The organism is Pseudomonas sp. 57B-090624, assembly GCF_003234055.1.
GTDB lineage: Bacteria > Pseudomonadota > Gammaproteobacteria > Pseudomonadales > Pseudomonadaceae > Metapseudomonas > Metapseudomonas tohonis.
Genome location: NZ_QKRU01000012.1, coordinates 24,915 through 38,524, shown reverse-complemented (window position 1 = coordinate 38,524; position 13,610 = coordinate 24,915). Strand labels below are relative to the sequence as shown.

At 68.7% G+C, this 13,610-nt stretch carries 13 protein-coding genes and 1 pseudogene; 1 reads left to right on the top strand and 13 read right to left on the bottom strand.

What is annotated here, in order from left to right; translation table 11 throughout:
* Positions 1 to 6: 6 nt before the first annotated feature.
* The 7 genes from DMX10_RS07905 to DMX10_RS07875 all read right to left on the bottom strand — a co-directional run bounded on the left by DMX10_RS07905 (position 7) and on the right by DMX10_RS07875 (position 6,428).
* The gene (locus DMX10_RS07905; protein WP_111260587.1) at positions 7 to 354 is read right to left on the bottom strand and encodes a Na+/H+ antiporter subunit G; all 348 of its coding nucleotides are present in this window, start codon (positions 352 to 354) and stop codon (positions 7 to 9) included.
* Complete coding sequence (locus DMX10_RS07900) at positions 351 to 620, bottom strand: K+/H+ antiporter subunit F (protein ID WP_111260586.1); 270 nt, start codon at positions 618 to 620, stop codon at positions 351 to 353. The genes DMX10_RS07905 and DMX10_RS07900 overlap by 4 nt, the downstream gene beginning before the upstream one ends.
* Entirely contained in the window at positions 605 to 1,105 is a 501-nt protein-coding gene (locus DMX10_RS07895; RefSeq protein WP_111260585.1) for a Na+/H+ antiporter subunit E, read from the bottom strand. Before DMX10_RS07895 ends, DMX10_RS07900 begins: the two co-directional genes overlap by 16 nt.
* On the bottom strand, positions 1,102 to 2,604 hold the full coding sequence (locus DMX10_RS07890) for a monovalent cation/H+ antiporter subunit D (protein ID WP_111260584.1): 1,503 nt from the start codon (positions 2,602 to 2,604) through the stop codon (positions 1,102 to 1,104). Before DMX10_RS07890 ends, DMX10_RS07895 begins: the two co-directional genes overlap by 4 nt.
* The gene (locus tag DMX10_RS07885; protein WP_111260583.1) at positions 2,601 to 2,933 is read right to left on the bottom strand and encodes a Na+/H+ antiporter subunit C; all 333 of its coding nucleotides are present in this window, start codon (positions 2,931 to 2,933) and stop codon (positions 2,601 to 2,603) included. Before DMX10_RS07885 ends, DMX10_RS07890 begins: the two co-directional genes overlap by 4 nt.
* Positions 2,933 to 5,728 (bottom strand): monovalent cation/H+ antiporter subunit A, encoded by a 2,796-nt coding sequence (locus DMX10_RS07880; protein WP_111260582.1) that lies wholly within the window; start codon positions 5,726 to 5,728, stop codon positions 2,933 to 2,935. Before DMX10_RS07880 ends, DMX10_RS07885 begins: the two co-directional genes overlap by 1 nt.
* 235 nt (positions 5,729 to 5,963) lie before the next feature.
* Complete coding sequence (locus tag DMX10_RS07875; protein ID WP_031287607.1) at positions 5,964 to 6,428, bottom strand: glycine zipper 2TM domain-containing protein; 465 nt, start codon at positions 6,426 to 6,428, stop codon at positions 5,964 to 5,966.
* A gap of 158 nt (positions 6,429 to 6,586) precedes the next feature.
* On the opposite strand from DMX10_RS07875, the gene DMX10_RS07870 reads away from it, so the two are divergent.
* The gene (locus DMX10_RS07870; RefSeq protein WP_111260581.1) at positions 6,587 to 6,823 is read left to right on the top strand and encodes a hypothetical protein; all 237 of its coding nucleotides are present in this window, start codon (positions 6,587 to 6,589) and stop codon (positions 6,821 to 6,823) included.
* Here DMX10_RS07870 and DMX10_RS07865 read toward each other — a convergent pair.
* The 6 genes and pseudogenes from DMX10_RS07865 to DMX10_RS07840 form a co-directional block, all read right to left on the bottom strand.
* Positions 6,808 to 7,956 (bottom strand): glycerate kinase, encoded by a 1,149-nt coding sequence (locus tag DMX10_RS07865; protein WP_111260580.1) that lies wholly within the window; start codon positions 7,954 to 7,956, stop codon positions 6,808 to 6,810. The genes DMX10_RS07870 and DMX10_RS07865 overlap by 16 nt on opposite strands.
* A gap of 51 nt (positions 7,957 to 8,007) precedes the next feature.
* Positions 8,008 to 9,366 (bottom strand): GntP family permease, encoded by a 1,359-nt coding sequence (locus tag DMX10_RS07860; protein WP_111260579.1) that lies wholly within the window; start codon positions 9,364 to 9,366, stop codon positions 8,008 to 8,010.
* A gap of 85 nt (positions 9,367 to 9,451) precedes the next feature.
* The gene (locus DMX10_RS07855) at positions 9,452 to 10,603 is read right to left on the bottom strand and encodes a sugar diacid recognition domain-containing protein (protein ID WP_111260578.1); all 1,152 of its coding nucleotides are present in this window, start codon (positions 10,601 to 10,603) and stop codon (positions 9,452 to 9,454) included.
* A gap of 59 nt (positions 10,604 to 10,662) precedes the next feature.
* Positions 10,663 to 11,310: a pyridoxamine 5'-phosphate oxidase gene (gene pdxH / locus DMX10_RS07850; protein WP_111260577.1), complete on the bottom strand. Its 648-nt coding sequence runs from the start codon at positions 11,308 to 11,310 to the stop codon at positions 10,663 to 10,665.
* Positions 11,311 to 11,367: 57 nt separating this feature from the next.
* Positions 11,368 to 12,024, bottom strand: a pseudogene (locus DMX10_RS07845) (OmpA family protein); the annotation flags it as partial.
* Positions 12,025 to 12,201: 177 nt separating this feature from the next.
* Positions 12,202 to 13,347, bottom strand: coding sequence for a serine hydrolase domain-containing protein (locus DMX10_RS07840; RefSeq protein ID WP_111260575.1), 1,146 nt, complete (start codon positions 13,345 to 13,347; stop codon positions 12,202 to 12,204).
* Positions 13,348 to 13,610 lie beyond the last annotated feature (263 nt).

Below are 13,610 nucleotides of genomic sequence, written 5' to 3'. Positions count from 1 at the left end.
AAACTGTTACTGCTCCCAGGGCTTGCCCCGGGTGCGGGGCGTCAGCGGCAACTGTTGCAGCACTGCCGCCTTGGCCAGCATGTAGGCACTGACCGGGGCGCTGATGAAGAGGAACAGGCTGATCAGCAGCTCGTGCAGGCTGAGGCCTTCGCGGGTCGTCGAGAAGTAGATCAGCGAAGCCACCACCAGGCTGCCGACGCCCAGGGTGGTCGCCTTGGTCGGCCCGTGCAGGCGCATGAAGAAATCCGGCAGGCGGAACAGGCCGATGGCGCCGATCAGCACGAAGGCAGCGCCCAGCAGGAGGAACAGCGAGATGAGGATCTCGGCCCAGAGGGCCAGTGGTGCGGCGTTCATTCGATGACGTCTCCTCGCAGCATGTACTTGGCCACCGCCACGGTGCCGACGAAGCCGAGCACGGCGATCAGCAGCGCCACTTCGAAGTAGAGGGTGGTGCCCTGCCAGATGCCCAGCAGGATGATCAGGGCGATGGCGGTGACGTAGAGGGTGTCCAGCGCCAGTACCCGGTCCGGCAGGCAGGGGCCCCGGACCAGGCGGGCCAGGGTCAGCAGCAAGGCCACCACCAGCAGCCCCAGGCACAGGGGGATCACGTAGGCGAGCATGGGAAGACCTCCTTGAGGGGCGCCTCGTAGCGCGACTTGATCTCGGCGATGAGCGCCGCCTCGTCCGGCACGTCGAGGGCGTGCACCAGCAGGGTCCGACGGTCCGACGAGAGGTCGGCGGAGACCGAGCCCGGGGTCAGCGACACCACGCACACCAGGATGCTGATGGCCATCTCGTTGTCCAGGTCGATGGGCACCTCGACGAAGGCCGGGCGCAGCCTGTGCAGCGGACCCAGGGTCTGGCGCGCGACCTGGAAGTTGGCCACCAGGATGTCCCACATCACCAACAGCACGAAACGCACCAGCAGGGTCGGGTGCCATTCCCGGGGGCGTTCGATCATCAGCGGGTTGCACAGCAACGGGATGGCCACGCCGAGCAGGCCGCCCAGCAGCCAGTGGCCGAGGGCGACCGAGTCGACCAGCAGCAGCCAGACCAGCAGCAACAGCAGGCTCATGGTCGGATGGGGCAGGAGGCGACGGATCATGGCGTCGCTCCTGGCAGGCTCACCTGCCGGTAGAGGTCGACCTCATGCAGCTGCACGGCGGTGGCCTGGACGTAATCCAAAAGCGGCGCGGCGAAGGCCACCAGCAGCAAGGTGGTGGCCAGCAGCGCCAGGGTCGCCAGCAGGCGGCCACGATCCAGCTCGGCGCTGCCCAACGTGTCGTTGCCCACTCGCCAGAACAGCGTGCTGCCGGCGCGGCTGAGGGCAACCAGGCAGAGCAGGCTGCCGCCGAGCAGCAGCGACCACAGCAACGCCGCCTGCACACCGGGCGCCACCGCCTTGAGCAGCAGCACCTTGCCGATGAAACCTGACAAGGGCGGCAGGCCGGCCACGGCGATGGCGCCGAAGAAGAAGGCGCCCCCCAGCAGGTGCGGGTTCATCAGCGCCGGGCCCTGCACCAGCAGGCCGGCCTTGTCGCCGCGCTGGCGGGCGATCAGGTCGGCGAGCAGGAACATCCCGCCCGCCACCCAGGTGCTGTGCAGCAGGTAGAACAGCGCCGCCGCCAGGGATTCGGGCGTGCCCAGCGCGACGGCGGCCAGCAGCGTGCCCGCGGAGAGCAGCACCAGATAGGCCACCAGCGCCGGCAGGCGGGTGGCAGCGAGGGCGCCGATCGCCGCAAGGGCCATGGTCGCCAGGGCCAGGGGCCAGAGCCAGGCGAGGGCGAGATCGGCCAGCGCGCCGGCCCCGGCGCCGAACACCAGCAGGTAGATGCGCACGATGGAGTAGACGCCGACCTTGGTCATGATCGCGAACAGCGCCGCCACCGGCGCGCTGGCGGCCGAATAGGCACGCGGCAGCCAGAAGTGCAGCGGCAGGAGCGCGGCCTTGAGGGCGAAGACCACCAGCAGGAGCAGGCCGGCGGCGGCCAGCAAGGGTGCGCTGTCGGCATCGGCCTGGGCCACCTTGATGGAAAGATCGCTCATGTTCAGGGTGCCGGTGACGCCATAGAGCACGCCGATCGCGATCAGGAAGAAGGCCGAGCCCACCAGGTTGAGCACCACGTAGTGCAGCCCGGCCCGCACCCGCTCCGCGCCACCGCCGTGGAACAGCAGCGCATAGGAGGCGATCAGCATGATCTCGAAGAACACGAAGAGGTTGAACAGGTCGCCCGTCAGGAAGGCGCCGTTGATGCCCAGCAACTGGAGTTGCAGCAACGCGTGGAAGCGCAGGCCGCGACGGTCGTCGCCACGCACCGCATAGAGCACCACGGCGCTGCCGAGCACGGCGGTGGCCAGCAGCATCAGCGCGGCGAGGCGATCGAGCAGCAGGACGATGCCGAACGGCGGTTGCCAGCCCCCCAGGGCGTAGATCTGCAGCTGGCCATCGTCGGCGCGGGCCATCAGCAGCAGCGCCAGCGGCACCAGGGCCAGGGTGGCGATGACCGAGATGCCGCGCTTGAGCCGCTCCAGGGACGGCAGCATCAGCAGCAGCGCCCCGGCGAACATCGGGATGAGGATCGGCAGGATGGACAGGTGACTCATCGCCCCTCCCCGTCCGCGCGGCCATCCACGTGGTCGTTGCCCAGCTCCCCCACGCCGCGCAGCGCCAGGGTCACCACGAAGGCGGTCATGGCGAAGCCGATGACGATGGCGGTGAGCACCAGCGCCTGGGGCAGCGGGTCGGCGTAGTGCCCGCCGCTGCCGATCACCGCGGCGTCGCCGGCGAGGCGCCCCATGGCGAAGAGGAACAGGTTGACGGCGTAGGACAGCAGGGTCAGCCCCAGCACCACGGGAAAGGTGCGAGCACGCAGCAGCAGGTAGATGCCGCTGGCGGTGAGCAGGCCAAGGGTGACGGCGAACAGGGCCTCCATCAGTGGATCTCCTCGGTGATTGGCGGGTGCAGGCTGAGCTTGCCGAGGCCGGCCAGCATCAGCATGACGGCCCCGACCACGGCCAGGTAAACGCCCAGGTCGAAGAACAGTGCGGTGGCCAGCTCGATCTCACCCACCAGCGGCAGGTGGAAATGATCGAAGGCCGAGGTCAGGAAGGGGGCGCCGAACACCAGGCTGCCCAGCCCGGTGAGGCCGGCGATCATCACCCCGGCGCCGGCCAGGCGCTGGTAGCGCAGCGGCCGACGCGCCTCGACCCAGGCCGAGCCGCTGGCGATGTATTGCAGGATCAGTGCGGAGGCGGTGATCAGCCCGGCGATGAAGCCACCGCCAGGCAGGTTGTGCCCACGCAGGAAAATGAAGGCGGACACCAGCAGCGCCAGCGGCAGCAGCAGGCGCGAGAGGGTCTCGAGGATCAGCGGCCGGCTGGAGCGCGCCCAGTTGCGGCCCTGGGGATCGCAGGTGGGGTTGGTCAGGCGCAGGCCGGAAAGCAGCGCGTGGACACCGACGGCGGCGATGGCCAGGACGGTGATCTCGCCCAGGGTATCGAAGCCACGGAAATCCACGAGGATGACGTTCACCGCGTTGTGTCCACCGCCACCGCCCACGGCGTTCTCCAGGAAGAAGTCGGCGATGGTCTGGTAGGGCCGGGTCATCACCGCATAGGCCAGCACGCCGACCACGCCGCCCCCGCCGAGTGCCAGCAGCAGGTCGCGCAGGCGGCGCGTCATCGAGCTTTCACGGGGCGTGCGCGAGGGCAGGTAGTACATGGCCAGCATCAGCAGGACCATGGTCACCACCTCCACCGAGAGCTGGGTCAACGCCAGGTCGGGGGCGGAGAAACGGGCGAAGGCCAGGGCCACCAGCAGCCCGCCGACACCGAGCACCAGCAGGGCCACCAGGCGCTGGCGGTGGAACACGGCGGTCAGCACTGCAGTCGCAGAGAGCACCAGCATGCCCACCATGGCGGCGCCATCCAGCGGCATCGGCGGTCGTGAGCCGGTCAGGTGGGAAAGCGGCCAAAGCGACACGCCCACCACCACCAGCGCCGCCAGCACCAGCAGGGCCAGGTAACGCTGTTGCGAGCCGTTCTCCAGGCAGTCGGTCAGGCGGGTGGCCCCGCGCACCACGCGCTGCATCGCCGCCTCGAACACCAGCTTGGCGTCGGCGTCGGGCAGCCCCGCGTACCAGCGGAACAGCGGCTTGCGCCCGACATAGAGCAGTACGCCGCCGAGCAGCGCCACGCAGCTCATCGCCAGCGGCAGGTTGAGGCCGTGCCAGATCGCCAGGCTGTACTCGGGCAGCTCGCCCCCCAGGCTGGCACTGGCGGCCACGGCGAGCAGCGGCGCCACGGTGAAGTTGGGCGCCATGCCCACCAGCACGCAAAGCGCGACGAGGATCTCCACCGGCACCTTCATGTAGCGCGGCGGCTCATGGGGCGGGAATTTCGGCAGCGGCTTGGGCTCACCGTTGAAGAACACGTCATGAACGAAGCGCAGCGAATAGGCCACGGAGAACACGCCCGCCAGGGTCGCGCCCAGCGGCAGCAGCCAGTGCAGGCCGCCGGCCATGTCCTGGCTGAGGGCCTCGCCGAAGAACATCTCCTTGCTGAGGAAGCCATTGAGCAGCGGCACCCCAGCCATCGCCAGGGACGCCACCATCGCCAGCACTGCGGTGTGCGGCAGGTAGCGCCACATGCCGTTGATCAGGCGCATGTCGCGGCTGCCGGTCTCGTGGTCGATGATCCCGGCGGCCATGAACAGTGAGGCCTTGAAGGTGGCGTGGTTGATGATGTGGAACACCGCCGCGACGTTGGACATCGGCGAGTCGAGGCCGAACAGCAGGGTGATCAGGCCCAGGTGGCTGATGGTCGAGTACGCCAGCAGGCCCTTGAGGTCATGCTGGAAGAGCGCCATCGTCGCGCCCAGCAGCAGGGTCGCCAGGCCGCTGATGCTCACCAGGTAGAACCACCAGTCGGTGCCGGCCAGCGCCGGGTAGAGCCGCGCAAGGAGGAAGACGCCGGCCTTGACCATGGTCGCCGAGTGCAGGTACGCGGACACCGGGGTCGGCGCCGCCATCGCGTGGGGCAGCCAGAAGTGGAAGGGGAACTGCGCCGACTTGGTCAGCGCGCCCAGCAGCACCAGGCACAGCAGCAGCGGATAGAGCGCGTGGGCCCGGGTGCGATCGCCCGCAGCCAGCACATCGCTCAGCTCGAAGCTGCCGGCCACGTGGCCCAGCAGCAGGATGCCCGCCAGCAACGCGAGGCCTCCGGCGCCGGTCACCGTCAGCGCCATGCGCGCCCCCTTGCGGGCATCCGAGCGATGGCCCCAGAAGCCGATCAGCAGGAAGGACGACAGGCTGGTGGCTTCCCAGAACACCAGCATCAGCAGCAGGTTCTCCGAGAGCACCACACCGAGCATCGCGCCCATGAACAGCTGCAGGAAGGCGAAGAAGCGCCCGATGGGCTCGCGCTCGGACAGGTAGTAGCGGGCGTAGAGGATCACCAGAAGGCCGATGCCGAGGATCAGCAGCGCGAAGAGGAAACCCAGGCCATCGAGACGCAGGCTGAAGTTCAAGCCCAGGCCGGGCAGCCAGGGCAGGACCAGCTTCAGGGTCTCCCCGGCCAGCACGCCGGGCGCCTGGGTCAGCAGCAGGGCCAGGCCTGCCAGCGGTGCCAGGGCAGCGGCGAGCGACGCCTGGTTACGTCCCAGGCGCTCGGCGAACAGGGGCAGCAGTGCGCCCAGGAAGGGCAGCGCGACAATCAGCGCCAGATACATCGATGATCCTCCTTACTTGGCCTCGTCCAGCGCTGAGGACCGGCGTGGCGAAACTCGACGATTATCCATAACTATCGATTGCCGAACATGCATTGAATTATTTCAAAAAACTAGCAAAAGCCCGCCGCCTCCGAAAGAGGGGGCCGCGCATTGCAGCGCGGCCGCCTCTCTCGGAGGTAGCACGGGAGAGTAGAGACGAAACGGGAAGGATTCGCCCGTGGCGGGCGAACCGGGATCAGTGGGAGACGCGGCTGGTACCGTTGACGGTCATGATGCGCACGCGCTCGCCTACGCGGAAGATTTCGTTTTCCTGCACTTCCTGTACATAGGCACGCATGGAGCCATCGTCCTCGCGAACGGTGATCTCGACGCCCTGGGTACGGGTCAGGCCTTCTTCGGTCGCGGCGCCCAGCAGGCCGCCGGCGACCGCGCCGATAACCGCCGCTACCACGCTGCCACGCCCGCCACCGATGGCGCTGCCGCCGACACCACCCACGACCGCACCGGCACCTGCGCCGATCGGGGTCTTGGTGCCTTCGATCTTCACCGGACGCAGCGACTCGATGGTGCCCATGCGCACGGTCTGCACCTGGCGTGCTTCGTCGCGCGAATAGGTGTCTCCGGTCAGGCTCGACTGACAGCCGCCCAGAAGCATCGCTACCGCAGAGAACGAAGCGACTAGCAGAACGGATTTACGCATAGCATTTCCTCCAGATTGGATGCTCGTCCATTAGACTCCGCAGCTGCGGAAACTGTCACCCGGCGCCTGAACAAACTGCCGATCCGTTCAGTTTCCATACAGACTCCTCACTCGGACAACGCCGAAGCGCCCGGGTGCCGCCAGAGCAAGGGTAGTTCATGGATTATTTCATCATCGTCGTCACCACCGCAGCGGGGCTGTACTTCCACTGGTGGATCTACGTGCGCATCAAGCGCTGGATGGATCGCGACCTGGCGCTGTCGCTCGCCGGGGCGGATGCCGGGCGCCGCGACTACATGCTCGAACAACTGCAGGCCGCGCATCGCGAGGGCGTGAAGCGCAAGGACCTGCCCGCCTGGCTGGAACAGGCTGCGCAGCGTTACCCCGGCGCCTGATTGCGCGCCGCCAGCGCCCAGAGCCGGGCGATGTCGGCGCTGCGTGCTTCCAGCTCTCCGGCGGCCACGGCCATCGCCCGCTCCAGCGTCATCGGCCCGGGCACCAGGCTGAAGGCCGCCTCGATGCCCGCCTCGCGCAGACGCGGGTAGCCCTCCCCCAGGCTGCCCGCCAGGGCGATGACCGGCACGCCGGCGGCCCGTGCGACACGCGCCACGCCCACCGGCGTCTTGCCGTGCAGGCTCTGGGAGTCCAGGCGGCCCTCCCCGGTGATCACCAGGTCGGCACCGACCACCGCCTCGGCCAACCCGGCCAGCTCGGCCACCAGTTCGATACCGGGACGGAAACGTGCGCCGAGAAAGGCCCGGGCGGCGAAGCCCAAGCCGCCGGCCGCGCCGACGCCAGGTTGCTGGCTGTGGTCCTGCCCCAGCTCCTGGGCGACCACCTGTGCATAACGTTGCAGCGCCGCATCCAGCTGCTCGACCTGTGCCGGGCTCGCACCCTTCTGCGGGCCGAAGACGTAGGAGGCGCCCCGGGAACCACAGAGCGGGTTATCCACATCCGCCGCGACTTCGAACTGCACATGGGCGAGGCGTGAATCGAGGCCGCCGCGATCGATCCGCGCCAGATCGGCCAGGGCAGCGCCACCGGGTGGCAGCTCGCGCCCGTCGGCATCCAGCAGGCGCAGCCCCAGGGCCTGCATGAGGCCGGCACCACCATCGTTGGTGGCGCTGCCGCCCAGGCCGAGGATGATGCGCGTGGCGCCGGCGTCCAGGGCCTGGCGGATCAGCTCACCGGTGCCGAAGCTGCTGGTGCGGGTAGCGTCCCGCTCGCTGGCGGGCACCAGATGCAGCCCGCTGGCGGCAGCCATTTCGATGATGGCGCTGCCCTCCCCCAGCCAGCCCCAGTGCGCCTCGACCTCATCCCCCAGCGGCCCGCGCACGGTCGCCATACGCCGCTCGCCACCGCTGGCCGCGAGCACCGCGTCCACCGTGCCCTCGCCGCCATCGGCCATGGGCCGCAGCAGGACCTGGGCCGCCGGAAATACCGACGTCCAGCCGCGCCCGATGGCAGCCGCCACTTCGGGCGCGCTCAGGCTTTCCTTGAAGGAGTCGGGGGCAATCACAATCTTCATCGGGTTACCTCGGGATGAGCCCGGGGTACCAGGCCCCGGGCAGTACTGCGGTCAGAGCAGGATCAGGCTGAGCAGCCAGGTGACGAGCATGCCGACGATGCCCTGCACCAGGGTCGCCAGGGTCTGCGCGCGGTAGGCCAGGGACACCGGCATGCGGCTGAACTGGGTCACCACCCAGAAGAAGCTGTCGTTGGCATGGGACACGGTCATGGCGCCCGCACCGACGGCCATCACGGTGAGCACGCGCCCCATCTCGCTGTCCAGGCCAAGCTGGCCGAGCAGCGGCGCCACCAGCGCGGAGGTGGTGACCAGCGCCACGGTGGTCGAGCCTTGCGCGGTCTTCAGCGCGGCGGCGACCACGAAGGGCATGAACAGGCCGATGCCCAGCGCCGAGAGGGTGCTGCCGAGGTAGTCGCCCAGCGGGGTGACCTTGAGCATGGCGCCGAACGCGCCGCCGGCACCGGTGATCAGCAGGATGGGCGCGGCGGAAACGATGCCCTCCACCACGTGATCGTGGAACTCCTTGCGCTTGTCCTCGCTCTTGAGCAGCGTGCAGGCCAGGGCAAGCCCCACCAGCAGGGCCACCACCGGCTGGCCGAGGAAGCTCAAAAGGCCGAAGAAGGTGCCGCTGCCGAAGGGCTTGGCGGGGAAGGCGGCGATGGAGCCCAGGCAGATCAGCAGGATGGGCACGAAGATCGGCGCGAAGGCCTGGAAGGCGCTCGGCAGCTTGCCGTAGCCGGCACGCAGCGCGGCGAAGTCCTGGTCCGCCGAGAGCGGTAGGTGGTCGTCCTCCAGCTGCACCTCACGGCCGATGAAACGGTTGGCCCACCACATGCCCGCCAGGGCAGTAGCCAGCGCCACCACCAGGCCGACGGCGATCACCAGCCCGAGGCTGGCGTCCAGGCCCAGGTTCCCTGCGGCGGCGATGGGGCCGGGGGTGGGCGGCACGAAGGTGTGGGTGGCGTAGAGGCCGGTGGCCAGCGCCACGCTCATGGCCACGGTGGAGACGCGCATGCGTGCCGCCAGGGCGTTCTTCAGCGAATTGAGGATGACGAAGCCGGAGTCGCAGAACACCGGGATGGACACCAGGTAGCCAATGATCGACATGGTCAGGGTGGGAAAGCGCTCACCCAGCAGGCGGATGACCGTCTCGGCCATGGTGATGGCGGCGCCGCTGCGCTCGAGGATCACGCCGATGACGGTGCCCAGGACGATGACGATGCCGATGTAGCCGAGGATGCTGCCGAAGCCGGTGGTGATGGTCTTGACGATCTCGCCGGTGGGGATCTGGTAGGCGAAGCCGGCGATGAAGGCCGCGGCGAGCAGCGCCAGGAAGGGATGCAGTTTGAAGCGGGTGGTGGACAGCACGATGAAGGCGATCAACGCCGCCAGGATCAGGACCAGGCCCATGTGCGGACTCCTTAGTTGTTGTTATGGATACCGATAGTCGTCCGATTCTGCCGCATCCCCGACGCCATGGCCTTATGCATGCGCCCTAGGAAGCCCCCTCCAGAGCCGCCTTCACGCGTGCATCTGCACAAAGGTCGCCGCAGCGCAGCAGGTCCAGCCCCATCCCCAGGAGCAGCAACTGGTCGTGGCGCGGTTGCTCCAGGCCCACCAGCTCGGCGATGCGCTCCAGGCGGTAGCGCAGGGTGTTGCGGTGGATGCCCAGCGCCTGGGCACAGGTGCTGCCGTGGCCATCGTGCTCGCACCAGCACCGCAGGGTGCGGCACAACACGCCGTCCTCGTCCTCCAGGACCAGACCCCGCAACGGGCCCAGCCAGCGCCGGAGCAGCCAGCTGTCACGCTGGCCGAACAGCAGCGTCGACAGCCGGTGTTCCTCCAGGTGGAAGATGCGTTGCCGTGGCCGGCAGGTGCGGGCGAAGGCATGCAGCGAGCGGGTGGCGAGGGCGGCCTCGCGCAGGTCGCCGATACCGGCCTGGGGGTCGCTGATGCACAGGCGGGCGATGCCCCAGCCGCGCTCGTCGGCCTGGGCCAGCCAGACGGCATCATCGCGCTCGACGCTGTAGGGCCGGCAGCCGATCAATTCACGGGCGGACAGTGCCGCACCCAGCACCCCCTGCCGGGCCAGGCCATCCAGTACCCGCGCCCGTCGTTCCGCCAGGTCGCCCTCCTCCATCAGCTCCAGCACGCAGACCTGCTGCCTCCAGGGCAGTTGCAGGCCGATGCGCTCGGCCTCGGCGGCCAGTTGCACCAGGTCCGTCCGCGGGTCGGCGAGCTGGTTCAGCCAGGCGTCCAGCTGGTGGCGCTGCCAGTGCCGCTCGGCTTGCAGCTGGCGCTGCTCCACCAGCATCTCGGCGGCCATGCGCACCAGTTCGGCATAGGGGCGCACCGTATCCGGCTCGCCGGTGATACCGAGCACGCCGATCAGTCGCTCGGCATGGAACAGCGGCAGGTTCACCCCGGGGCGCACGCCCCGCAGGCAGGCGGCAGCCTGTTCGTCTATCTCCACCACGCGGCGGTTGGCCAACACCAGCTGGGCGCCCTCGTGGCGGGTGTGCACGCGCAGCGGGTCGCCGCTGCCGATGATCATGCCCTGGGCATCCATGACATTGATGTTGTGCGGGAGGATGGCCATGGCGCGGTCGACGATGTGCTGCGCCAGGGTGGAATCGAGTTCGAGCATGGGGCGGCCTCCTGGGGAAGCCGCCAGTCTACAGGGCGGGTACGCCGCTCAGGAAAGCCTCAGGGGGCGAGGCGCTCGCACATCCACTGGCCATCGACGAGGCGGTAGTTGAGGCGGTCGTGCAGGCGGCTCGGACGGCCTTGCCAGAACTCGACGCGTTCGGGCAGCAGGCGGTAGCCGCCCCAGTGCGGCGGGCAGGTGGGCGCCAGGTTGAGGAAGCGCCGCTCGGTCTCGGCGAGCAGCTGCTCCAGCTCGGCGCGGTCGGCGATCACCCGGCTCTGCGGCGAAGCCCAGGCACCGATGCGGCTGCCCAGGGGGCGCACCTGGAAATAGGCATCGGACTCTTCCGGGGTGACCCGCTCGACACGGCCCTCGATGCGCACCTGCCGTTCCAGGCTGGGCCAGAAGAAGGTCATGGCGGCGAACGGGCGGGCCGCGAGCTGCTCGCCCTTGGCGCTCTCATAGTTGCTGAAGAAGGTGAAGCCGCGCGCATCGAGCCCCTTGAGCAGGAGCACCCGGCAGTGCGGTCGACCGTCGGCATCGACGGTCGCCAGGGTCATGGCGTTGGGCTCGACCGGCAGCTGCTCGGTCTTCACCGCATCGCCGAACCACTGCTGGAAGAGGGCGAAGGGCTCCTCGGGAGCCTGGGCTTCGCTGAGGCCGTCGCGGGTGTAGTCACGGCGCATGTCGGCGAGGGTCTGGGTCATCACGGCGTCCTGGAAAAGGAAAGCCCTAGCTTACCCAAGGAAGGCTCATTTTCCTTGATCTGCCGCAACCACCTGCTGGGCGACCTTCGGTGGCTGGTTGTAGCGGGCCAGCAGGGCCACCAGGGTGTCCTGCGGGGTGAGGAGGATCTCCACGCGGCGGTTCAGGGAACGCCCGTCCTTGCTGTCGTTGGCTGCGCGAGGCATGTCGGAACCGACACCCTTGAGCGACAGGCGATCACGCTGCAGGCCGCTGAGGCGGAAGATCGCCGCCACCGCCTGGGCGCGCTCCTGGCTGAGCTTGCGGTTGAGGGCATCCTCGCCGGAGGTGTCGGCATGGCCGAGGACCAGTACGCCGGTCTTGGGATCGCCTTCCACCAGCTTGGCCACACGGCTGAAGGGGCCGAGGGTGATGGGCAGCAGCATGCTGGGGCGATCGGGGTTGAACGAGCCTTCCACCGGCGCGGTGACCACCAGCAGGTTGTCGCGGCGCTCCACCTCCAGCCTGCTGCCCTTGACCGCCTCGCGCAGGCGCGGCTCGTACTGGTCCAGCCAGGCCTGGGTCAGCTTCTCGTCGACCTTGGGCACCTCGGCCTTGGCCACCTTCTCGTCGCTGCCACCGAACGGCCACCACCAGTGGCTGGTGCCGCTGTTCTGCGCATGGGCTTCCGCAGCCGGCTTGTCGTGGCTGAAGGTGCTGCAACCGGAAACGGTCATGCAGAGGATCAAGGTGGACGACTTGAGCAGCTTCATGGAGGGGCCCCCGTAACAGGTGAAAGGAGAAGGCGATGCACCATCGCATGATGGCGCATCAATCTCAGGTACAGGCTGAAATTCTGGACGCAACCCCTTCATCCGCAAAGGGATATTGCACTCACCTGACGAGCGGTGCCGCTACAGGCACCCGGCGAAGGTGCGTGCCAGGAGCTGGGCGCGCGGGTCCATCAGCACATAGGGGCCGAGGGTGTTGGTGACGAAGCCGAAGGCGACCTCGCGTTCCGGGTCGGCGAAACCGATGGAGCCACCGGCGCCGGGATGCCCGAAGGCCAGGCGGCCCATGCCGTAGGTGGCGTTGGCCACGTCCGGCTGGTCGAGCATGCAGCCCAGGCCGAAACGGGTTCGGGTCAGCAGGGTGCGGTCGTCGCCGAGGGCGTGCTCGCGGGTGAGCTCCGCGAGCAGCGCGGAGTCGAGCAACTGGCCGTCCAGCAGGCCGGCGTAGAAGCCCGCCAGGCTGCGGGCGTTGCCGTGGCCGTTGGCCGCCGGCTGTTGCATGCGTCGCCATTCCGGCTTGTTGGTGCTGGTCATGATCGACGGCGGGTTGGTGAAGGCACGGGTACTGAGGGCGGTGGGCTCGCTCATCATGCACTTGAGCAGGCGCTGGGCCGAGGCGTCCCCCATGTTGCCCTTGGCGCGGGCGATATGGGCCACGCGATGGAACTCGGCGTCATCCAGGCCGACATGGAAATCCAGCCCCAGCGGGCGGGCGATGCGCGCGGCGATGGATTCACCCGGGCCACGGCCATCGGCCAGGCGGATCACCTCGCCGGCCAGCCAGCCATAGGTGATGGGGGCATAGCCGTGTTCCTCGCCGGGCGTCCACCAGGGTTCCTCGGCCGCCAGCGCGGTGGTCATCGCCTGCCAGTCGTAGAGGGCTTCTGCGGGCAGCGGCTGGCGGATCGCCGGCAAGCCGGCGCGGTGGGAGAGCAGCTGGCGCAGGGTGATGCGCTCCTTGCCGGCAGCGGCAAACTCGGGCCAGTAGCGGGCCACGGGCACGTCCAGCTCGAGCTTGCCCTCGCCCACCAGCTGCAGCGCGGCGACGGCGGTAAAGGTCTTGGTGCAGGAGAACAGGTTGAGGAGGGTGTCGGTCTGCCAGGCCTCCTGGCCGTCCTTGTCGGCGACACCCGCCCAGAGGTCGAGCACGGTCTCGCCGCCCACCTGGACGCAAAGCGCGGCACCGCGCTCCTGGGGATCGTCGAACAGCGCGGCGAACTGGTCGCGCACCTTCTCGAAGCGCAAGTCGAAGTAACCCTGGGTCTGCACCGGCACTCTCCTCGGAAAAAATGACGGCGGCATTGTTACCAAGGCCGCCGTCCTTTGTGAACCTCGCCGAAGTTCGGCGCAGGGTCCATCGGTCAGTCGAATGACTCAGGATGCATCCGGTGCATCCTGCTTCTGCGCGGGGTCGGTCTCGACCTTCGGCGCGGGGTCGGGCTTGGGCGTCGCCTCGTCGGTGGGCTTGCCGACGGGCTTCTCCGATTGCTCGGGCTGCTCGGCCGGGGCCGCTTCGGCAGGCTTGGCCTCAG